At 58.0% G+C, this 22,543-nt stretch carries 18 protein-coding genes; 5 read left to right on the top strand and 13 right to left on the bottom strand.

The window, feature by feature from the left end; all coding sequences use genetic code 11:
• Nucleotides 1-14: 14 nt before the first annotated feature.
• The 6 genes from JW799_RS10685 to JW799_RS10660 are packed head-to-tail and all read right to left on the bottom strand — an operon-like array spanning nt 15 to nt 9,554.
• Nucleotides 15-1,766, bottom strand: a complete 1,752-nt coding sequence (locus tag JW799_RS10685) for a CotH kinase family protein (RefSeq protein ID WP_205429735.1) — start codon at nt 1,764-1,766, stop codon at nt 15-17.
• On the bottom strand, nt 1,763-3,196 hold the full coding sequence (pelG, locus tag JW799_RS10680; protein ID WP_080833472.1) for an exopolysaccharide Pel transporter PelG: 1,434 nt from the start codon (nt 3,194-3,196) through the stop codon (nt 1,763-1,765). The genes JW799_RS10685 and pelG overlap by 4 nt, the downstream gene beginning before the upstream one ends.
• Nucleotides 3,177-4,607: a GT4 family glycosyltransferase PelF gene (gene pelF / locus JW799_RS10675; protein ID WP_240353611.1), complete on the bottom strand. Its 1,431-nt coding sequence runs from the start codon at nt 4,605-4,607 to the stop codon at nt 3,177-3,179. Before pelF ends, pelG begins: the two co-directional genes overlap by 20 nt.
• 18 nt (nt 4,608-4,625) lie before the next feature.
• Nucleotides 4,626-6,476, bottom strand: coding sequence for a DUF2194 domain-containing protein (locus tag JW799_RS10670; protein WP_176220659.1), 1,851 nt, complete (start codon nt 6,474-6,476; stop codon nt 4,626-4,628).
• Entirely contained in the window at nt 6,473-7,384 is a 912-nt protein-coding gene (locus JW799_RS10665) for a hypothetical protein (protein ID WP_205429725.1), read from the bottom strand. Before JW799_RS10665 ends, JW799_RS10670 begins: the two co-directional genes overlap by 4 nt.
• The gene (locus JW799_RS10660; RefSeq protein ID WP_205429723.1) at nt 7,377-9,554 is read right to left on the bottom strand and encodes an NAD-dependent epimerase/dehydratase family protein; all 2,178 of its coding nucleotides are present in this window, start codon (nt 9,552-9,554) and stop codon (nt 7,377-7,379) included. The genes JW799_RS10665 and JW799_RS10660 overlap by 8 nt, the downstream gene beginning before the upstream one ends.
• A 332-nt stretch (nt 9,555-9,886) precedes the next feature.
• Between JW799_RS10660 and JW799_RS10655 the strand changes: the two genes are divergently transcribed.
• The gene (locus JW799_RS10655; RefSeq protein ID WP_080833479.1) at nt 9,887-10,912 is read left to right on the top strand and encodes a hypothetical protein; all 1,026 of its coding nucleotides are present in this window, start codon (nt 9,887-9,889) and stop codon (nt 10,910-10,912) included.
• 109 nt (nt 10,913-11,021) lie between these two features.
• Here the strand turns inward: JW799_RS10655 and JW799_RS10650 are convergent, their stop codons facing one another.
• On the bottom strand, nt 11,022-11,768 hold the full coding sequence (locus JW799_RS10650) for a YceI family protein (protein WP_080833481.1): 747 nt from the start codon (nt 11,766-11,768) through the stop codon (nt 11,022-11,024).
• Between the two features lie 205 nt (nt 11,769-11,973).
• Between JW799_RS10650 and JW799_RS10645 the strand changes: the two genes are divergently transcribed.
• From JW799_RS10645 to JW799_RS10630, 4 genes are all read left to right on the top strand, one after another.
• Nucleotides 11,974-12,657 (top strand): response regulator transcription factor, encoded by a 684-nt coding sequence (locus JW799_RS10645; RefSeq protein WP_080833483.1) that lies wholly within the window; start codon nt 11,974-11,976, stop codon nt 12,655-12,657.
• Nucleotides 12,642-14,117 carry a HAMP domain-containing sensor histidine kinase gene (locus tag JW799_RS10640; RefSeq protein WP_080833485.1) on the top strand — a complete coding sequence of 492 codons (1,476 nt, stop codon included), beginning with the start codon at nt 12,642-12,644 and terminating at the stop codon, nt 14,115-14,117. The genes JW799_RS10645 and JW799_RS10640 overlap by 16 nt, the downstream gene beginning before the upstream one ends.
• Nucleotides 14,118-14,243: 126 nt before the next feature.
• The gene (locus JW799_RS10635; RefSeq protein ID WP_080833487.1) at nt 14,244-14,429 is read left to right on the top strand and encodes a DUF2524 domain-containing protein; all 186 of its coding nucleotides are present in this window, start codon (nt 14,244-14,246) and stop codon (nt 14,427-14,429) included.
• Between the two features lie 236 nt (nt 14,430-14,665).
• Nucleotides 14,666-15,715 carry a glycoside hydrolase family 130 protein gene (locus JW799_RS10630; RefSeq protein ID WP_205429720.1) on the top strand — a complete coding sequence of 350 codons (1,050 nt, stop codon included), beginning with the start codon at nt 14,666-14,668 and terminating at the stop codon, nt 15,713-15,715.
• Between the two features lie 773 nt (nt 15,716-16,488).
• Here JW799_RS10630 and JW799_RS10625 read toward each other — a convergent pair.
• From JW799_RS10625 to JW799_RS10600, 6 genes are all read right to left on the bottom strand, one after another.
• Nucleotides 16,489-17,532: an IS110 family RNA-guided transposase gene (locus tag JW799_RS10625; RefSeq protein ID WP_205429717.1), complete on the bottom strand. Its 1,044-nt coding sequence runs from the start codon at nt 17,530-17,532 to the stop codon at nt 16,489-16,491.
• Nucleotides 17,533-17,917: 385 nt separating this feature from the next.
• Complete coding sequence (locus JW799_RS10620; protein WP_338026342.1) at nt 17,918-18,766, bottom strand: IS3 family transposase; 849 nt, start codon at nt 18,764-18,766, stop codon at nt 17,918-17,920.
• Between the two features lie 11 nt (nt 18,767-18,777).
• A complete protein-coding gene (locus tag JW799_RS10615) occupies nt 18,778-19,074 on the bottom strand; it encodes a transposase (protein ID WP_080833492.1) in 297 nt (98 codons plus the stop codon).
• 331 nt (nt 19,075-19,405) lie between these two features.
• On the bottom strand, nt 19,406-20,374 hold the full coding sequence (locus JW799_RS10610) for a glycoside hydrolase family 43 protein (protein WP_080833494.1): 969 nt from the start codon (nt 20,372-20,374) through the stop codon (nt 19,406-19,408).
• Nucleotides 20,375-20,478: 104 nt separating this feature from the next.
• The gene (locus tag JW799_RS10605; protein ID WP_205429715.1) at nt 20,479-21,033 is read right to left on the bottom strand and encodes a DUF6171 family protein; all 555 of its coding nucleotides are present in this window, start codon (nt 21,031-21,033) and stop codon (nt 20,479-20,481) included.
• A 21-nt stretch (nt 21,034-21,054) separates the two neighbouring features.
• A complete protein-coding gene (locus JW799_RS10600; protein WP_080833498.1) occupies nt 21,055-22,533 on the bottom strand; it encodes an alpha-N-arabinofuranosidase in 1,479 nt (492 codons plus the stop codon).
• Between the last annotated feature and the right edge of the window lie 10 nt (nt 22,534-22,543).

Raw genomic sequence — 22,543 nt, 5'->3', positions numbered from 1 at the left:
GTCCCTCCTGCCGGCTAATCGATATAAAATTCCCTTACGCCGTAATGCTTGATATCGTCCGTACCCTCGTAAATATCGAAGGCGGGCATGGAATTGCCCTCGGCGTCGGTGGCCGTGACCTGCCAGAAATACCGGCCCATCTCCAGGTTTTCGATCGTAAGCGACGTGACGGTCAGCCCGTCCCGATCGACGAGGGGCTTCGCGAACGTCGGATCCTTGGCGATCCGGAACCGGTAAATCAAATCGTCGCCTTGCAGATCGTACGACGCGTCCCAGCGAAAGACCGCGTTCGGTCCGTCTTGCTCCACGTCGCCCATAAAAAACGGCATCGGCTTTTGCAGGTTCGCGATGAACTGCTCCGCGTTTTTCTCCGGCAGGCCGGCGATCCGTTCCAGTTCCGCGTCGTAGTCCTTCACGCTGCCCGGCAAGTACAACATATCCGGCTGCCGGGAAATATAAGGATACACGACATCCCGGTACGTATCGAGAAAAGCGGCCGTCCGCTCCGGATGAATGATCGTTTGCAGTTCTTTGACTTTATCGATCAGCTGCTGCACGTTGTCCGGATTTTTGAAAAACCGGTTGGCGAGCACCGTTCCCCAATAGTTTTGAATGCCGCGCATCCACGGCGCTCTCGCCTGATCGAGTTCGTCCGCGTGCGCGAATTCGTTGTAACCCCAGCCTCCGTCATAGTCCCACGGAAGGAAGAACCACGTATCCGAGTTCAACGGCGAGTACAGCAGAAAATTTTGCGAGATCGTATCGATGTTGTCCATCAAAATGTTCGAAGCCATCCAGGTCAAATAGTTGTCCCGGTCGAAATGCCGGTCGAACACTTCGTCGAAATTGAGCGACAGATTGTTCACGTCGTCCAGCATGCGCAGCAGCTTTTCGTGGTCTTTGCTCCCTTTGATCTCCAGCACGGACTCGAACGCGGCCTGGTCGTAGTCGGCGTCGTCGGCGCTGATCAGCTTGTCCGCGTACCGGAAAAACTCGAAGTTTTCGGCTTTGTACAGCTGGCCGTTCGGATCCAGGCCGCGGGCGCGGAGATAGCGCTTGTTCGGCTGCTCGATCTGCTCGTACAACCCGTAGTCGACAAAGACCGGATTGGTTTCGCCGCTCGTCATGTCCTTGACATAAAGGTGCACGAACTGCGTCCGATAGCTGGTCATATTCGGAATGAGTTTGAAGTAGTCCATGCTGAGCGTATTGCGGACGCGGGAAAAATCGTAAATGTGCTTAAGCAAATTGATCGTCGTTTGATCCCGCCACACTCCCGCTTCGTCGAACAGCTTGATTTTGTAGGATTTTTGCGCTCCTTGCAGCGTGGACTTGCCTCTGAGCGACAGTTCGCCGTTCGGGCGCGTTTCTCCGTAGCCGAGCATGCCGCTCGCCGGCCCCGTCTCGTTTCCTTCCTGGATCAGCACGTTCACTTTTTTGTCGTCCGTATTTTCCTGCGCATTGCGGATCCCGTTCAGTTCGTTCCACGTGAGGGCCGGGTCGCCCGTCAAGTTGTCTTCCGTAATCGTCAAGTAGAACGTCACGACCGAATCGGCCTTGTCATCGGCGTAAATTCGGCGATCCTCCATCAGCTTGTTCTGAAGGCTCGCCACGGCCGCGGATTTCTGAACCGGTTCGGCCGCTTGGGCCGTCTCCGCCGCTTGCTCCCCCGGCTCTTCCCAGAACGAGCAGCCGGAAAGCCCCAGGCAGACGGCGAGCGCCAGCAGCAAGGCGGGCGCGGCGCGAAATCGAAAGGTTGTTTTCATGTTGACTCCTCTCCGTGCAGAAGCTTCGCGAAGCGGTTCTTCTTTTCCCGATGGATAACCGGCTGCGCGCTAAACGTGTAGTAATCGATGTGATTCAACAAATGGATCAGGCGCCAGAACGCGGCGATCAGCGTCGCGAAAGACGCGAGAAAAAAAGAAAAGCCTTGTTCGTCGAACGCAAGGGAAACGAGCGAAAAACCCGTATTCGCTCCGAGAAACAGCACGGCCAGCCATACTACGCCCTTGCGATCGTCGAAGTACAAAAGCACGAGCCAGACGATCGTATAGATGATATAAGCATAAAAGCCCATGACCAAAATATTGAACAAATCGACCTGCGCGGCGGTAAACCCGATCCGGGGCAAAAAGCGGATGCCGAACGCGACCGAAACGATCGAGAAAACGAGCTGGATGCCCATAAGCAGCGAGAGCTGCTGCGCGAGCACCTGGAACATTTGCTGGCGGGCGCGGCGAATGTCCCCGATCGATCCTCCGTGCAATATCAGATCGTAATACTGGCGGGTTTTCGGATACAGATTCGTTTCCAGCGAAACGACGAACAGCACGAGCGACGGAATGACCGACAAAAACGCGTAGTAAACGGCCAAGTCGTATTTCGGCGCCATTAGAAACGTCCCGGCGACCAGGATCCCCTCGCTGCCGAACCATTGGACGAACTGGTGCGAATACAGGCCGAGCGCCGTCAAGCCGCCGACGGCGATCAGCGACGGATATTTGGTCAAATACGCCAGAAAGGCATAATCGGAACGAAGGCGCGGCGTGCGGAAAAACTTCTCGATCTGCACGAGCAGCGCGGAGGCGGTGAGCAAAAAGCCGGCGTCGACCGCGAACAAGGCGGCGGAAGCGCTGCGGACCGAAGTGAATTCGAACATCGTCCAGACGGCGGCGACCGTCACGAGCGCTCCTCCCATGAACGAAAAAGAGATCAGGCGGTAATTTTTCATGGCGGACAGGTAGACCACTTCGAACCAGATGACGATGAGCGTCATAAACAGCAGCAGCAGCGCGGCTTTCATCGGCCAATCGATGCGGGCGAAGGCGAGGAAGGCGAGCGCCGGAACCGCTGCCGTCGCCATCCCGATTTTCAGGCCGCCGTAAAAGGAAGGAAGCACCGCGTCGTATTTCCCCTGGTACAGAAAATCGGACACGCTCCTTGTCAGATACAGCGTCAGCGTGTTGCTGATGATATAGGAAAAAATAAACGCGTACACCGTCGCGGACAGGAATAGCTCCCGCTCGCCGAATGACACGCCGAACCGGAGCTGCAGCCACTGCACGACGACGACGAGGAGCATGCACGACAGCATCGGGCCGATCGTTACCAGCGATGAATAGGCCAGCGCTTGAACCTTGTTGACGAGACCCGCCTTGGCGTACATTTTTTTCAGTTCAAAGCCGATTCCCGCCATTTGGCGCCACTTCCTTTCCCTCGTAACGGGCATACAGCTGCTTGTAGCTCTCGATAAACCGATCTCTCGTATACAGCCGCTCCACGCGCCGGCGGCCGCTCGCGCCCATTTCCCTGCGCAGGCGCTCGTTCCGGCAAAGCGTCACGATATGCCGGCTGATTTGCTCCTCGTTCATAACCGTCGCGATCAATCCCGCCTGTCCGTAATCGTCGTCCGTGCCGTACAGCAGCTCCTTGCAGCTGCCGACGTCGGTCGCGACGAACGGCTTTGACGCCGCCATGCCCTCGAGCACGGCCAGCGGCTGGCCTTCGCTTATGCTCGTCAGCACGAGCACGTCCATTTTCCCGATATGCTCCCGGATGTCGACGCTCCCGGTGAATTCGACGTCCGTCAGCCCGATCGCCTCCATGAGGGCAAGGCATTCTTCGTAATATTCGGGGTCTTCCTCGTAGGGGCCCATAATATGGAACCGAACGTGCGGCAGTTCCCGCTTGACGAGCCGGAAGCTTTGCAGCATCGTTTTGATATCCTTGATCGGCACGACGCGCACAAGCGCGCCGACGTTGATCGGCTCCCCCTCCGCCTTGCGCGGCAAGCCGTCGAAATCGGACGCAGCCACGCCGTTCGGGATGATCCGGATTTTCTCTTCGGGGCAGCCGAGCTCGACTTCGATTTCCTTGTTGCGCTTGAACAGCGTTATCACTTCGTCGGCATATTGGTAAGCGCAGCCGGAAAGCGTGTAGAAGTACTCGATCCACAAATCTTTAAAATAGCCTTTGACCCAATCCGCCTTGATAATTTCCTCCTCGCGTTCGCGGGAGTAGATCCCGTGCTCGGTGAGCACCATCGGCTTGCCGAAGCGCTGCTTGCCGAGCGCGGCGACCACGCCCGCATAGCCGGTCGATACCGCGTGGTAAAGGTCCGCCTCCGGCAAAGGGCTCCGGACGGTCATGAGCAAGGGCAAAATCATGGAGCGAACCGTCCAGAACATTTCCGTGAACGGTACCTGGCTGTACTTTTCCTCGCACAGCGCGCTTAAAATGTCGTAAAAATCCCGGCTCATCAAAAACGTCGCCGCATCGGTCAGCTTGTCGCTCAGCAGCGCCCGGAAAATAAGCCGCCAATCCGCATGCTCGTCGCCGCCGATCAGCGATTTCATCGCCGCCGCTTCCTCCCGGGTCAGCTTGAACCGGGCTCCCCAGCGCCCCTCTTCCCTCAAGAACGAGTCGAGAAACACTTCCCTGACTTCCGCGATATTGGACGGCAGCGCGTATTTGAATTTGCCTTTCTGGGAAGCCTCCGCCGCGATCGCGTAGATGACGAACTCATGCTCCGACATGCTGCGGACGAGCGAATGGATCCAGCTGGACACTCCCCCGGTTATGTACGGATATGAGCCTTCCGCAACCAAACAGATTCTCAAAGCGCATCATTCCAATCCAATGGTAAATTGGGCGCCGGTCGCTTTCACGAGATAGGCGAAATCGCCAATACGCGTTACCTCGGCATGTTTCAGTTCCGTCACCTTTTTGCCGGTGCGAACGACAAAATATAGCTCCCCGCCGGAAAAGCCGTTGATATAGCCTTCGATGCCTTTCTCCGTATGCCGGAAATGCGGGTCGGCGTTCGTTTGGCGGCTCAGCTCGTTCGCCGCCTCCGTCGCGGTAAGCGGGCGAAGCCAATCGTACTGCCCGCCGGCAAACCCGAGAAACGCCGTGAAATCCTCATACAGCTCTTCCCACGTCTTTCCCGGATTGCGGTCGGCGGAAATGACGTCGTCCGGGTGCACGAAGTGCGAAATGACGCCGAGCGCGGCGGCGGCGTTCATTAACGCCCAGCGCTCGAATTCGTCGTTGATGAATCCGGAGGTGACGCGCGGCAGCTCCGCCACGCCGTCCGGCGCGATTTCGAATTCCTGGACGTACGCGTTCCCTTCCAGATCCTCTCCGTAGACCGACGAGATCGCTCGCAGCTCGGGCCACGCCTGGACGAGCGCGTTCCGCCCCTCCGGTCCGAGCACGTTGGATGGAGGCACGTACGCATGCACGCCGTATTCCGGAAAGGCGCCGCGGATAAACGCATAAACGCTGCGGACCGAATCGGCCATGTCGGCCTCCGAAGCCCATGTTTTGTAGCCGAACGCGCGGCTTACGCCCGCATTCATCGTCAGCGATTGGTGATTGTAACCGTGAATGCCGATTTCCCCGCCCTGCTTGAGGATGTCCCGCCCGTACATGATAAGATTGGACAACGAATCTTCGGCATTGTCGTCGAACGGCGGCCGCATCGTCGCCTCGTACGTCTGAATGACGGCGCCCGTGTATTTATAGTCGTACTCGGCGGCCGCGCGGATCATATCCGGCCACCAGATGTCCTTGATGAACCGGGAATACGTCCGCCCGTACTGGTCGCGAAGCGACGCGACGACCGCGGGGTCGGACGGCGGATTGAACGGAGCGGGAAAATCGTCGATATACAGGAGCTTCGCGTTCAAAACCGGATAAACGAAATCGGGCGTCATGAGGCCGATGCCCGCGGCGATGAAGCCGCGGCTCGTTTTTTCCTGCAGCATCGTGCCGTTGAAGACGACGAATTTCCCGAGACCGTAGCTCCGCTCCCACAAAATGGGCACTTTTTCCGACGATTCGGCGCTTACGATCGACTCTTTGTCCAGCCGCACCTGCATCGCCGTATTTTCAATGATCGATCCGCCGAACGTTTGGGCGTCTTCGTTGAGCAAAACGCCCCTGCCCACCGTAATCCCCTTGACGTTCGCCTGATACCCGGCTTCCAGCACGCCGAGCTTCCGGTAGATGCGATAAAACGTGTTGTCCGGCTCCAGCACGGAGGCAAACAGCAGGCTCCCGCCTTCTTCCACATAGGTTTCGAGCCAGGCGTTGTCGGGAATGAGATCCAGCTGCGGAAACGTGACGATCGCCTGCCTGCCGGAAGCGTCCGTCTCCTTGACCGTTTCGACGGGCTTCGTTTCGAACGATTTCTTCATATATCGAAGCGTCCGCTCGACGTTGTCTTTCACCCGTACGCTGTAGTTGTCGGCCGCGTCGAAAATAATCAGGTAACGCGGCTCTCCGAGCCCCTCGATCTCTTCCCGCGACAAGACGGACCCGCCGGAAGCGCCGGAGAGCATGGCGGACGCTTCGTTTTTTCCGCCTATGCGAAGCAGCGCTTCCGATCGGGTCACCTGCAAACCTATGCCCAGCAGCAACACGAAAACGAGAATCATATAAATTTGCTTGCCCAGCTTGAACGATCTCTTCATCCTGCCGCTCCTTGATCCCTTTGATTCGACCAGTAGCGGATCATGCCGAGCGTGGCGTTCGAAATGCGGATACGCGACGCTTTCAACTGCTCCAGCAGCTCGAAAAACGATTCCTTCTGCCTCAGCTCGAAGCAGACGCCAAGCGAGGACAAATACGCCTGTTCGCTGTCGGGGTACGCCTTGCGAAACGCCTCGCAATCCGCGAGAGCCGCCTGCACCTCGCCGAGGCGCATGGCGCATTCGATTTTGTTTTTGAACACCGACTCGTCATGAAGCCCTCCGGCGATAAGCTCGCCGAGCACGCGCGAATAGGTCGAAAGATAGATTTTCTTCGTTCTGGCATCCGCAAATCCGCCCTCGATCATCCGGTGCAGCGCCTGCGCGTATTCGGCGGCAACGTCCAGGTTCCCGCGCTGCCGTTCGTATTCGACGGTAAGCCTCTGGAGGTTGGTTTGCAGCTTCCGCTTTCTTTCCATGACGGCCGATACCGCGTAGTGCGAAGTTTCCGTGTCTTCGTTCTGAATCGCCCGCTCCAGCAGTTCCGAATGACCGTCCGCGTCGTCCTTCAGCATATCGAGCAGCAGGCGGCGCCTCGTCCGGTAATCGTTGACGACCAGCGCCTCCTCGATCGGAACGATGTTCGTCTCTTTGCCGATATCCACCTGCCGGTAGATGCGCTCGCGAATGTCGTTCTCCTTGTCGGTCAGTTCCTTGAAACGGCTCGCGTCCGGCGCCGGGACGTTCCTTTTCCGGACGTACCGGGCGAGCGCGGCCAGCGGAACTCCGCCGAACGGCAGCAGCAGCGCCAGGAGAACGGCGGCCGTTTCGTCGCCCTTGCGGCGAACCAGACGATAGACGGCGTAAATGACCGCCAGCGCGTAATAAACGACAAGCCAACGCTCAAACATACGCTTCTTCCTCGCTCATCAGCTTCGTTTCGATGCCTTTGTTCGCAAGCCTGTTCATGACGAAGCCCGCTTCCTCCGAGTTCGAGTTGCTCAGCAAAAGAACAAGGCGGTCGCGGATCAAGCCGAGATAGTCGGAATCCCTGAGCGTCTCGGCGATGCGGTCGGCGACCCGTTTCAAATTGCCGAGATCGGCCTTGACCTCGAGCAGCACGAAGTCGGCGTTATGCAGCCGCTTGGCGGCCGTCTTGCTTTCCAGCACCTGGTTGAACGACGCTTCCTGAAGCACCGGCGTATCGTCCACGTACCGCTCGCTTCGGGTCGCTCCCACGAACTGGAACGCGCGGGCGAGCGAGTCGGAAATCATCTCCACGCTCACCTTGAACAAGTTCTCGAAGCCCAGCGTCAGCCGCTCGAACTCCGTGTCGTGAACGGATACGATCGCCACGACCGTGCCGTCGTGAACGATCGGCGCGGCGATGACGGGAGCGCCGCTTTCCAGGGAGCGGTTCACGCGCACCGACTTGCCGCCGATCACTTCCGCGTACCACGGATGCTCGGAAAGCCGAATCGTTTTCGGCAGCAAAAACGAGCTGCCGCCCGATTTGATCATCAGACGCAAAAAGTTCGTGCCGTTCACGGAGTAAATCGAAATGCGCCTGGACTCGAGCAAATGCTCGAGCACGTCGACCGACGAGGTGACGATTTGCTCCGGCTCGAGCGTTTCCAGCTTCTTGACGATGCTGTAAATCCGGCCGATGCTGTCCTTGCTGCCGACCAATTGGCGCTGGAGCTCGTCCTTGACCAGCCGGGTATCCTTGTAAACCGCGTTCAGAAAATCGTATCTTTCGCGTTCCGCCTGAAGATCGTTCCGCATTTCCGCCGCTTCTCTCCGGTGCCTGTCCGAAACGAATCCGACAAGCAGGCCGAAAAACAAATAAATCGCCAGCATGAACAGCACTTCGGGGTCGTACAGCAGCGAAACCCAGTCCCGGCCGTTTTGCAAATGTTCGAAGAAATAAAGGCCCGAAGCCAGAACGGCCGAAATGATCGACTGCTTGCTTCCGTAAAGCACGCCGAGCAAAATAATGTAAACGAGCTTAAAATCGACGAGCGTCTGCGCGAGCCAGCCCGGATCGTTTAGCGAGAGCGCCAGCACCGCGCAAAAGGCGAGCGCGTTTTCCGCGTAGGGGCGCACGCGCTTGAACCTGCCGCCCAGGGCGAACTCGCGTTTCGCCCGGGCGGGTCGGGCTTCGGCCTGCCTGGCCCGCTCGGCCTTGAACCATTCGTACGTGCGGCGAAGCCCTTCGTCCAGCGAATACAGCGGCACCCAATCAAGCTGCCTCTTCACCTTCGCGTTGTCGAGGCACGAGCGGTAAATATCGCCTTCCCGGGACGCTTCGTAGCGAACGCCGGAAACGTCGGAGAAGCCCTTCAAGCTTTCGACCAGCTCGTTCAGGCTCGTTTCCCGGCAGCCGGACAAATTGTAAACGCCGGTCAGCTCGCTTTCCGCTCCCCGGTACAGCCCGTCCACGACATCCTCGACGTAAACGAAATCCCGCGTTTGGCCGCCGTAAATGGCGAGCTCCTCTCCCCGAAGCAGCCGCTGCATAAAGATCGAAACGACGCCGCCCTCTCCGGCGATTCCTTGCCTCGGGCCATATACGTTGGCGAATCGGAACACCAGCGTCTGAAGCCCGTAAAGCTCGCGCCATTTCTCGCAGTAATACTCGCCCAATTGTTTGTTGATGCCGTAAGGCGACTGCGGATCGCCCGGCGTCTCCTCCCGCAGCGGCACCTCTTCGTTGTTCCCGTAGACGGCGGCGGAGGAGGCGAAAATAAACTTCTTTACGCCGTGCCTGCGGGAGCATTCCAGCATGTTGACGAGGCCCATAATGTTCGCCTGCGTATCGGACTGAGGGAGATGGATGGACTGGGCAACGTCGACCTGCGCGGCCAGATGCAGGACGACGTCGGGACGGACGCTTTCGAATATTTCGTCGCATTTGCGATCCTCGACGTGAAGCCCGTACCACTTGTGCGGAACGTTCACGTTGCTCCTTTGTCCGGTGGACAAATTGTCGATGATCGTGACGCGATGCCCCTCCTTATGAAACCTTTCCGCGGCAAACGAGCCGATAAACCCGCAGCCTCCGGTAATCAATACGTTCATCCGAATCTCCCCCAATAGCCTGATCTGCAGGGAAACGACCGGTTCCCAAACAGCATGTACATAGCCCTTTTATACTATAATTATTACATTATTTACAAATAATTCTATCCAGCAATTTTACTCCAAATTTCGTTCAAATTCAACATTCCGTCTGGCACATCCAAGATTTTCATGCCGACTTTTGCACCATGATCCGCAATGTACGACAAACCGAATTGGGAATTAAGGCTGAGTTGCAATCCCTCGCGTCCTGGCCTATGATCATTTCATCAACCTAAAAACGAGTAAAAATGCGAGGAATTTTCGCCCGTATTTGCGTAAAGGAGCTTACGATGACACGAAAACGTCCCCTCATTTTTGTCGCCTTGCTGCTTGCCCTGACGATGACGCTGACAAGCGCCGGGGTTCAAGCGAAAAACGAGAACGGCTATCGGCTGCTCATTTATTACGGTATTCCGATCGAAATAAACGAAGCGAACGACGTCCGGAAAGCGGCCGAACAGTTCGCCGAATACGACTATATCGTGCTGGGCGCGGGGCTGGAGGAGAAGAGCCACGGCGATCACGAGTCGACGGCCGAAATCATCGCCGAATTGCGCGCGCTCCGACCGGATGCCGCGGTTTACGGCTATATCGACCTCGGGGTAACGACGGACAACCACAGCATGAGCGTGATCCGCAATAAAACCGACAAATGGAAAGCGATCGGCGCGGACGGCATCTTTTTCGACGACGCGGGCTACGATTACGGCGTGTCGCGCGACCGTCTCAATCAGGCGGTCGACTACGTGCACAAGCAATCGATGAAGGCGTTCCTGAACGCGTGGAAGCCGGACGACATCATGAGCAGCGCCGTGCACGAGAAGTGGAACCCGAAAGGGGAAAAAACGAAGATCGCCGGCGGCGATTTGTACTTGCTGGAAAGCTTTCTGGAGCCGACCGACATTACGCAAGCCGATAGCCCGAGCGCCTTCGGAACGGGATTTCGGAAAAAAATCGACGCCGCCCTCAAATACCGCAAATTGCTCGGCGTCAAGCTGATGAGCGTCAGCACGATCGATTACGCTTCGGTTTCCTCGACGGCCGTCCGCAAATTTTTTCGCATGAACGAGGCGGCGGCCGGCGTATTCTCGCTGGACGGCTACGGCATCGCGCCGACGGAATACAGCACGGGGGACGAGACGCATAACGAAGTGCGGCCGATGCCCTACATTTTGAACTATATGGATTTTTATTCGGCCGAAACGACGTATACGGCCAAATATAACGACGAGGATTTCGCCGCGCGCGGCTTCCGGCTGCATTCGTTGGACGGCGACCATTATTACAACTTTCCGGCGTCGACGGCATACGAATAAAGAGAAGCTCGAACAAAGAAGCCGCTCACGGATTCCGATCGGATCCGCGAGCGGCTTCTTTCGTCTATGGAACGCAAGCCATTCCGCCCGGCTGAACGCGCAAGTTCTTTTACGCCTTATCCAGCACCAGCTCAAGCTGCACGGCGATCTCGTTCTCGGTGTCCAACACGACGTTGTGCGGGTTCTCCATGCCGAAATCGGCGAACGTGACCGTCGTCGTGCCCGACAGAAGCAGCTGCCCTCCCTGGTAAACGGTTTTGCTCGCGAATGCGACTTCCTTCTCGATGCCGCGGACGCTCAGCGTGCCCGTCATGTTGAAGTCGTACGCCGTCCCCTCCGTCCACTCGGCCGGCAAGCCTTCGAACGACGTCGCGGCAAACGTTGCCTCCGGGAACTCTTCGACGTTGAAATAGTCGGCCCCCTTCACGTGACCGTCCCGCTGGCCGTTGCCGGAATCGACGGAAGCCATGTCGATTTGCCCGCTTCCCGCCGTTTGCGACAGGTCGTCCACGTTCAGCGTCCAACTGCCCCCGACGACGTCATTGACAAAGTTGACCGTTTCCCTGGACGTCGTGACGGAAAAGTAAACTTTGGACGCGTCGGTCAAGCTCCATTCCCCGTTCAGCTGCTCTCCGGTCGCGACCGTTCCCGCAGCTGCCGAGGGCGAACCTGACGCTTCCGCCGGGCTTCCGGCGCTTGCCGCCGCGGTCTGCGCGGGCGCGGCGCCCGCCGGAATGACCTGTTCGATTTCGATGTTGTTGCCCAAATAGTCGTTCGTCAGCGCGTAAGCGCCCGTTCCGAGAACGGCAACGGCGGCTACGCCCGCAACGATCCAAATTTTCGCTTTTCTTTGCACTTTAGTTTCCTCCTGTCCTATTCTTTTTTTTAGGGTAAAAACGAGAGTTCGATTCTAGCGTACCAGCCGAATATGTCGGGCGAATGTCAAGCGAAAATAAAGTCCGAATCTCTTAAAAGGCTCTTGCGGCAACGCCTTTCCTATGTAACAGTAACAGTACGAGAACGAAGGATATTCAAGATTCGCAAGGAGTGGAACGGCCGACATGAAGTCGATTTTGGTCGTGGAGGACGAAGAAGCGATCTCGCTCGTTCTGGCCGCCTACTTGAAAAAGGCGGGGTTCCGGGTCACCCGGACCGCGGACGGAAACGAAGCCGTCCGGCTGTTCGAGGCGGGCGATTTTTCACTCGTGCTGCTGGACATTATGCTCCCCGGAATGGACGGATGGGAGCTGCTGAAACTGATTCGGGAAAAAAGCGCCTGCCCGGTCATTATGCTGACCGCCCGCGACCGCATCCAGGATCGGCTCGGCGGGCTGAACGGAGGCGCCGACGACTACATGACCAAGCCGTTCGTGCCGGAGGAGGTCGTCGCCCGCGTCCGCGCCGTGCTGCGCAGGCGGCCGCATTGGACCGACGGGGAGAGCAAGCGCTACTTCGGCAATTTGCTGATCGACTACGCGTCCAGAAGCGTATATTTGAACGCCGCCGAGGTTCCGCTGACCCCCCGCGATTTGTCGCTGCTGCTGTTTTTGGCCGAATCCCCCAACCGCATTTTAACGAGAGAGCAGCTCATCGAACAAGTATGGGGAATGGATTACGACGGAAGCGACCGGGCGGTCGACCTGTCGATCAAACGGCTGCGCCAATCGCTGTCGCACTGGTCGGCCGATGCCGGCGAAATCCGCACGCTGAGAGGAACGGGGTATCAATTTTGGATCGGAGAATGAAACCGAAAAAGCTGACGTCGATGCTCTCCTACTGGACGATCCGGTACATCGTCATTTTGTTCGCCGGCTTTACCGTCATCGCGCTCTGCTCCTTGTACTGGATGCGGGAAACGACGACGGACAGCCGGCTCAAGACGGCGGGACTGCTTGGCCAGGAAGTCGCCGACCGGGTCGTCTCCGCGGACGGGGAGCTCGCCATTCCGCCGCACATGGACAAACTGCTGGACAGCCGGCTCCGCTATTTCAATTTCAAGGGCGAGCTGTGCCTGTTCGTTACCGATAAAGACGGCAACCTGCTTTATTCCAAGCCGGAAACCAGCGAGCAGGACATGAAAAAAAGGATGACCTCCGATTTGAAAGACTCGAAGGAGCCCGGGACGAAGGCGGTCACGACGCCGATCCCCGGGGGCGGGGAGGAAGAAATCGGCCAGGTGACGCTGCTGATGAACAAAAAATCCCTCGGCGCCAGCCCCAACGAACTGGCGCTCGTCGCCGTGCTGCTGGCGACCCTGATCCTCTCGGGGTGGCTTACGATCTACCTGCTGTCGCGCAAGCTGTCCTTGCCGATCCGGCGCGTCGCGGAAGGCGCCCGGCTCATTCGCGGCGGCCAGTATGACGTTCGCCTGGAAGTGGAGACGAAAGAACGGGAAATTCACGAGCTCGTCGATTCCTTCAAGGACATGGCCGGCCGTTTGAAGCAGCTCGAAGAATGGCGGGCGCTTTCGCTCGCCGGCGTGACGCATGAGCTGAAAACGCCCGTTACCTCGATCAAAGGGCTGCTGATGGCGGTGCGGGACGAGGTCGTCTCGCCGGAGGAGGGAAAGGAGTTTCTCGATATCGCCCTGCGGGAATCGGGACGACTCGAGCGGATGGTCGCCGACCTGCTCGACTATAACGCCTTGTCCGCCGGAAGCGTCGAGGTGGCCAGCGAGCGGCTCGACCTGCGCGCGCTCCTGTCGGAAATCATCTACCAATGGGAACTGACGCATAAGCGGCAAAATGCGGCGATCGCGGCGGATTGGCCCGACGCTCCCGTTTACGCCGCCGGCGACGCGCTCCGCATCCAGCAAATTTTGACCAATTTGCTGAATAATGCGCTGCAAGCCGCAAGTCCGGAGCGTCCTTTGCAAATCCGGATCCGGTTGGCCGAAACGGAAAACCGCGCCCTCGTCGAGGTCGCGGACAACGGCACCGGCATCGCCCCCGAGGATCGGCCGCATATATTCGAACGGTTTTACCGGGGAACCCGGAAAAAGCTGCAAACGCGCGGCCTCGGTCTCGGGCTGACGTACAGCCAGCTGCTGGCGCGGGCTCAAGGCGGGGAATTGGCGCTGACGGACAGTTCGCCGGAAGGCTCGGTGTTCGCGCTTACGCTCCCGGCGCTTCGCGCGGACCAGGGCGGGAAGTCAAACTCCGCGCGTTTCGCGGACTTGGGCGGCGCGTCAAACTTCGCGCGTTAATCTGCTTCTATCCGTGCGAGCCCGTGCGACCCTGTGCGATCGAACCGATCTTGGCTGCGCGCTGTATAGCCGCAAATTTTTCCACAAATAATAAACCGCGACTCCAAGCGAAAGGAAGTTGTCCCCTTGCTCGATCAATTGGAAAGCGACTACGACTGCTCCCGCGCAGGCGAGGATTTGCACCGCCTCCGGCAGGAGCTGGAACGGGTCGATGCGGCGAACGCCGGCGACGCCTCGCCCGAAACGGCGGAGGAGCGGAACCGGCTTGAAAACCAGATCCGGTTTATTCAAAACAAGTGCGACATCCGCTAAGGCGGCGCACGGCATAGAAGCACGGCATACAAGGCAAGGCGGTCCCGAATGCCCGTTTCGGCGGCCGCCTTTTGGCATAGTCGGAATCGCGCGCTGAATTGGAGTCGGCCGGACACGCGTTATGTACATGGTTTCGGGTCGTTACCGATGGCGCGCCTTGCGGATCGGACCGGTCATTTCGGACGGCTTTCGGGGAATAAACTTATAATCAATCCATATTGAAATGAGGGATTTCCGTGGCTATCCTACGCTGCGACCGCAACCCCGTCGTCAAACCATCCGACGTCCCGCCATCCAGGCCCGACTTCCAGGTCGTGGGCGCGTTTAATGCTGGCGTCGCCTCGCATGGCGGCGAAACGATTTTGCTGCTTCGCGTAGCGGAAGCCCCGATCTCCGGCGGCCAAAACGGCGAAGTGCTCGTTCCGCTGCTGAACGAGCGGGGCGACGATATCGCGATCGAGCGCTTTGACGCCGGCGACACCCGCTACGACTTCTCCGACTCCCGCGTCGTCTTCGAAAACGGCATCGTCGCCGCGCTCACCTCGCTCTCCCATTTTCGCGTCGCGCGCAGCAAGGACGGCGTTCATTTTACCGTGGACCGCGAACCCGCGCTGTTTCCCCGCTTCCCGTCCGAAGCCTGGGGAATCGAGGACCCGCGCATCACGCAAATCGGCGACGTCTATTACATCGCCTACAGCTCGGTATCGCCGCGCGGCGTCGCGGTCGGTCTGGCGGAAACGCGGGATTTCCGCGCGTTCAAGCGGCGCGGGCTGATGCTGCCGCCCGAAAACAAGGACGTCGCGTTGTTCCCGGAAAAAATAAACGGAAAATACGTCGCGCTGCACCGTCCCGTTCCCCGTTCGTTCGGAGCGCCCGAAATGTGGATCGCCGAATCGCCGGATCTGGCGCATTGGGGAAATCACCGCTTTTTGATGGGACTTAGCGATAACGGCTGGGATTCGGCCCGTATGGGCGGCGGCGCGGTTCCGATCCGCACGGAACGCGGCTGGCTCGTTTTATATCACGGAGCCAGCGCCGATTATCGCTATTGCATGGGCGCCGCCCTGCTCGACCTGGAAGACCCGGGCGTCGTGCTCGCCCGTTCGAACCGTCCCTTCCTTGAGCCGGAAGCCGATTACGAGGTCGACGGCTTTTTCGGCGGCGTCGTGTTTTCGTGCGGAGCCTTGACCGTCGGAGATACGGTTCGCATGTATTACGGAGCCGCGGACGAAGCCATGGCGATGGCCGACATTCCGCTGAAGGATATATTCGACACGTTGGATTGAGGTAGAGGAGCCGGTCATCGACATAGCCCTCCGCCGTGCCCTCCGCCACCTTGAGCCTCTGATTTTTCTCCGCACCCATACCCATATCCCCATATAGCCGGTCGAGAGGGGTAATAGTTACTCAACTGCGCGCGGTTCTAGGTGAACGGCCGGTTGAGATGAGTAATGGTGACTCAACTACGCGCGGTTCCAGGCTCACGGTCGGTCGAGATGGGTAATTTTTACTCAACTGAGCGCGGCTCCAGGCTCACGGTCGGTCGAGATGGGTAATGGTGACTCAACTGAGCACGGTTCCAGGCTCACGGTCGGTCGAGATGGGTAATTTTTACTCAACTGAGCGCGGCTCCAGGCTCACGGTCGGTCGAGATGGGTAACTTTTACTCAACTGAGCGCGGCTCCAGGCTCACGCTCGGTCGAGATGGGTAATTTTTTATACGAAAATGAAGTGCCGTAAGAAGGCAAAAAAAAGACCCACTACCCCGAAATCTTAACCCTAATTTTTATACGAAAATGAAGTGCCGTAAGAAGGCAAAAAAAAGACCCACTACCCCGAAATCTTAACCCTAATTTTTTTAAAAATTTAGGTTGTTCCAGTAGGTTTCAAATCGACATTATATCCAAGCTGGTGCAACTGTTTCGTTAAACGTTCCACCATCTTGGAGGTCGACTCCTGAAATACGATGGATTCAATTTCCTGGTAATTTACCCGGTCTCGAAGCATCGCATAGGCGATTCGCAAAATCAGATGGGCTGTGGCGACAGCTGCTTTTTGGTCACCTCGGCGCTTTCTTACCCTCCTGAAATAGTCGCCAATTCGGGTTACTGCTTCTAGCGTTTGCCCATGCCGCTTGGCATAAGATCCCTTTTGCATGTTTGTTCCCTTTACGGGCTTTAACTTTTTTTTTCACGCCTGCACTTTCGTTGTTCCCAGGGGCTACACCGACCCAAGAGGCCAGCTTGGCATCTGACGAGAAATGCTTAGCCGCATTAGGCGTAATTTCAGCCAGCAGCGTGATTGCCGCTGTGCGATCCATGCCGGGAATCGTATCTAGCAATTTCACCTCTTCTTCGTATGGTTGGATCAGCGCTTGAACTTTCTCTTCTAACCGCCCAATTTGATCCTCGAGAAACTTCAGGTGCTCCAGGTGGTACTTGATCATTTCGCGATGATGTTTCAGCAGTTTACCATTCAGTGCGTCCATGAGTGGTTTGACTTTCTTCTTCAACTGGGATTTGACGAGCTGGCGAACTTCCGCCTCCTCCAATACCTCGCCGTCGACAAGTCGGTCTAATAAAGCCCGGCCGGAGACGCCAAACAAATCGGACATAAAGGTGGTGAGCTTGATGTTGGCATCCTGCAAGATTTTGTGAACACGGTTCTTCTCGGAGGTCGTTTGCTGCACCAGTTTGCGACGATACCGCGTCAAGTCCCGAAGCTCACGGATTTCTTGTGGGGCGACCATGCTGGGTTGTACCAACCCGCAGCGGTGCAACTGGGCGATCCACTGTGCGTCTTGAACGTCGGTTTTACGTCCCGGCATCTTTTGAATCTGCCGTGCATTGGCGAGAGTCAATTCACAGGTGGACTCCAGGACGTTCCATATTGGCTTCCACAGCACACCGGTGCTCTCCATCGCTACCTCTCGGCACTCGCGCTCCTCGAGCCAATCCTGCAACTCCAGCAATTCGCGGGTAGTGGTACCGAACGTGCGGATTTCGGACTTGGGTTTGTGCTCCAACGAACCCGACAAGACGCATGCAACTACGGTTTCCTGATGGACATCCAGACCAGCACAAATTTGACGTACAGCATCCATACCAACACCCTCTTGTTTCAGATTAAACAGACCATGCAGTCCTAAAGGAGAGAGTTTATACGCGTCTTTAGGGACAATGGGCGGCTCTCGCAAACTGCAATAAGACGGATTACTCAACGGGGGACCAATAAATTTCCGTCTTTTGATCTGTTCATTATCTGTTTGTCCAGAATGTAAGAAGGATAAAAGGATGCGTACGACCACATTTTCATCTATGGCGGTGACGGTAACGTCATAGGGGATTACTCAACTGAGTGCGGATCCAGGCTCACGCTCGGTCGAGATGGGTAATGGTTACCCAACTGCGTGCGGTTTCAGGATCACGGTCGGCCGAGTTGGGTAATGGTGAACCTCTGTCAAGAAAGTGGACACTCAAATTGAGTAATTAAGAAGCAAAGTTGGCAGCAAAACGAACCGGCGACAGATAGCCAAGTGCACCATGGATTCGTTTGCGGTTGTAGAACAGCATGATGTACTCGTAGATCTCGTCGTACGCCTGCTTTTTCGTTTTAAACTTGGTGCAGTAAATGAGCTCCTTCTTCAGAATGCTGTGGAAGGACTCGATGCACGCATTGTCATAGCAGTTTCCTTTTCGGCTCATGCTGGCTTCCATTTTGTAGGTTTCAAGTTGCTTACGGTAATCTTCTGACGTGTATTGGGAACCACGATCGCTGTGGTGCAGAAGGCCTTCCGGCGGCTTTTTCGCTTCGTAGGCGTCATCTAGCGCGCCCAGGACCAGATCGACGGTCATGCGGTCTCCCAGACGCCATCCAACGACCTCACGTGTGCATAGGTCTAGCAGGCTCGCGAGGTACAAGCGGCCTTCGTTACAAGGAATGTACGTAATATCTGCAACCCATACTTGATTCGGCTTCTCCGTTGCAAACGCTTGATTTAGCGTGTTCGGGGCGACGGGATTGTTGTGATTGGAGTCGGTGGTAACGACCTTGAATTTACGAGATACGCAGGAACGCAGGTTTAACTCCCGCATGTAGTTGCTTACCGTTCGCTCGGTTATTTGAAAGCCCTCTTCATGCAACAAGTGCGTGATCTTCGGGCTCCCGTACCGTTCTTTGTTGTCGTAGAAATGATACGTGATGCGCTCCATCACCTTCTCCTTCAGAAGGGCTTGGTTGCTTGGCTGCGCATCCTTCCAGTTGTAATAACCGCTCCGAGAAACACCGAGTACCGCGCACATCTTCTCCACAGGAAAGTCGGAGCGATGATCTTCAATGAATTGAAATCTTACTTTCTTGGGCTGCTGAAGATGTGCACTGCTTTTTTTATGATTTCAAGCTCCTGTTCGAGGTCTGCAACCTGCTTGTCTTTCTCGCGGAGAAGCCATTCCAGCTCACGAATCCGATCTGCGCTGTTAACGGGCTCGACCTCAAACTGACGATACTTTGCTACCCACCCGTATAACGTCTTTTCCGGAATATCCAATTCCTGCGCAATCTGTACGACCGTCTTCGTTTGTTCCTGGATGTACCTTACCGTTCTTTGTTTGAACTCCTCGTTGTAATGCACCCGTTGTCCACCCATGTGAACACCTCCCGTTAATCTTATTATTGGGTTTATCTTAACGAGTGTCCATCTTTTATTCTAGCTGCATGGTTACTCAACCGGGCGCGGTTCCAGGCTCGCGGTCGGCCGAGTTGGGTAATTTACTCAATTCGGCCGATGCGCATGGCGGGCGGAAGCCGAGTCGCCAAGGCTCCACCGGAACTCCGGAGGGCCAAGACGATTTCCGAGAAAGGCTTCTCGATCCTTCTCCCTATCGCTTAGGCAGGCCCTGCCGCGCGCAGGTCCGGGCGCTCGGCGGTGGCGATGCAATAGAATGCCGGTCGGCAAAGCCTGCATGCCAACGCCCGCATTACCCAACGGCGCCGCCGTCCTTGACCGGCACGCCGAAGTTCGGCGTGCCGTCCGCGTTCCAGCCGAACGGCTGCACGCGGGTGTGGCGGTTCGGGTCGTACAGCGGGTCGCCTTCGATCTCCTTGTAGCCGCGGGCGTGATAGACGAGCAGGTCCCGGCCGTCCTCGGAGACGGTGAAGCTGTTGTGACCGGGGCCGTACTGACCGTTTTCCTCGCTCGACGCGAAAACCGGCTCCGGCGACTTCGTCCAGGAGCGCGGATCGAGCAGATCGGCGGACGCGTCCGCGGCCAGCAGCCCCATGCAATAGTTGCGATCGGTCGCGCTCGCCGAATACGAGATGAAGATTCGGCCGTTCCGCTTCAGGACGGCGGGGCCTTCGTTGACCCGGAAGCCGACTTTTTCCCACGGGTATTCGGGCTTCGTCAGCATCGTCTGCTTGCCCGACAGCGTCCACGGATTGCTCATTTTCGAAATGTACAAGTTCGAGTTGCCCGGAATGTCCGGGTCCTTCTGCGCCCATACGTAGTATCGTTCGCCTCGGTGCTCGAAAACGGTCGCGTCCAGGCTGAACGATTCCCATTTTGTGCGGATTTGCCCTTTTTCCGTCCATGTCCCCTCGAGCGGGTCGGCGGACTCGTTTTCCAGCGCGTACATCCGATGGTCGAACAGGCCGTCCCGCGTTTCGGACGTGCGCGCGGCGGCAAAATAAATGTACCACTTGCCGTCCAGATAGTGAATTTCGGGCGCCCATATATTCGCGCTAAGCGGCCCCGACTCGTATTTCCTCCACACCGTCGCCGGTTCGGAGCGGCCGAGCCCCTGAATCGTCCGCGAGCGGCGCACCTCGATCCGGTCGTATTCGGGCACCGAAGCGGTAAAGTAGTAATATCCGTCCGCATGCCTGTAAATCCAGGGATCGGCCCGTCTCTCCACGACAGGGTTCGCATACCGGGTGCTCTCGTTCATCCGTTGATCTCCTTTCGGTTCCGGCCGTTCCCATCCTTCATGCCGTAAATGATGAATGCCGAAAACCATTCATGCCGCAAATCTTTCATGACCAAACGCCTGCTTTATGCCCGGCCGCCTCTATCCATCCCATCGCCTTTCTCTGCCCGACGGCCTTCATCCGTCCCATCGCCCTTCTCTGCCCGATGGCCTTCATCCGTCCCATCGCCCTTCTCTGCCCGATGGCCTTCATCCGTCCCATCGCCCTTCTCTGCCCGGCGGCCTTCCTCCATCCCATCGCCCGTCTCTGCCCGGCGGCCTTCATCCATCCCATCGCCCTTCTCTGCCCGACGGCCTTCATCCGTCCCATCGCCCGCCTCTGCCCGGCGACCTGCATCCGTCCGTCCGCCTTCTTCGCTCCGCCAGCGGGAAGCGCCCGGATGCGGGCAAGCCGAACCCCGCAGCCTCGCCCGAACGTCGACCAGACAGCCGCAGTACCGGCAGGTCGTGCCGTATTGCAGGCCGGGGCAAGCCCGGCAAGCCGCAAGCCGCCGGGCGGCTTCCGCCTCCGCCGCCGCTTCCCTCCCTTGCAGGGCGACCGCGATCAGCCGCTCGAGCTTGTCGGGCGACACCCGGACGCTGTCCGCGCAGCCCTTGCACCCGTCGCGCCGCCGCGCCAAGCGCATCGCCTCCATCGCGCCCTATTCCAGCGACAGCACGGCGACCGACGCCGGCGGCAGCGCGAACCGGAGCGTGCCGCCCTCGAGCGCCGCTCCATCGAACGGAACCGGGGCCACCGCATCCGGCCGCTCGAACGTATTGCAGGCGTTCAAAGCCGAATGCGTCAGCAAGCGGCCGCTCGCCCCGGACGCCTCGATTCCGTCCACGCGGCATTCGAAGGACGCGCTCTCCGCGTGGTGCAGGTTGCAAACGGCGAGATGAACGACGCCTCGCGAGTCCGCCGCCGCCGATACGCTGAGCTGCGGAATCGAATCGCCATCATGGACGTACGGCGGGCTTTCGAACTCGACGTCCAGCAGCTCCGCGTCCTGGAATACCTTGTACATGTCGAAGACATGGTACGTCGGCGTCAGCAGCATTTTGTCCCCTTCGGTCAGCACCATCGCCTGCAGAACGTTCACCATCTGGGCGATGTTCGCCATTTTCACGCGTCTGGCGTAACGGTGGAACAGGTTCAGGTTGACGCCCGCGACCAGCGCGTCGCGCAGCGTGTTCTGCTGGTACAGAAACCCCGGATTCGTGCCGGGCTCAACATCGTACCACGTCCCCCACTCGTCGACGATGAGGCCGACCCGGCCCTCCGGATCGTACCGGTCCATGATTTCGGAGTGCTTGACGATCAGCTCTTCCATGCGAAGCGTTTGCTTCAGCGTCCGGAACCACTCCGACGCCCCGAATTCCGTCGCGGAGCCTTTGGCGCCCCATTCGCCCGTCGGCACCGTATAATAATGCAGGCTCAGCCCGTCCATGTGCCGTCCGGCCTCCCGCATGAGCGTCTCCGTCCAGGCGTAATCGTCGGAATTGGCGCCGCAGGCGATTTTATACACGTTGTTGTCTCCGTAATTGCGGACATACGTCTGGTAATGGCGGTACAGATCCGCGTAATATTCCGGCCGCATGTTGCCGCCGCAGCCCCAGTTCTCGTTGCCGACGCCGAAAAACGGCAGCTTCCACGGCTTCTCCCGCCCGTTCCGCTTCCGCATGCTTGCCATCGGCGACTCCCCGTCGAACGTCATGTATTCGACCCATTGCTGCATTTCCCGGACGGTGCCGCTGCCGACGTTGCCGCTGATATAAGCATCCGTGCCGAGCAGCTCGCACAGCCGCATGAATTCGTGCGTGCCGAAATGGTTGTTCTCCTCGACGCCGCCCCAGTGCGTGTTGACCATCCGCGCCCGTTCGGCTTTGGCGCCGATGCCGTCCATCCAGTGGTACTCGTCGGCAAAGCAGCCCCCGGGCCAGCGGAGCACGGGGATCCGCAGCTTCTTCAGCGCCTCCAGCACGTCGTTGCGGATGCCGTCCGTATTCGGAATCGGCGACTCCTCGCCGACCCAAAGCCCTTCGTAGACGCACCGGCCGAGGTGTTCGGCGAACTGCCCGTAAATGTGCCGGCTGATCGTTCCTTTTCGGTCTTTCGCATTCAGTCGCATCGTCGTCATGTTTCGAATC

It is taken from the genome of Cohnella algarum (assembly GCF_016937515.1).
Taxonomy (GTDB): Bacteria; Bacillota; Bacilli; order Paenibacillales; family Paenibacillaceae; genus Cohnella; species Cohnella algarum.
This window is presented reverse-complemented; position numbering and strand designations above follow the sequence as displayed.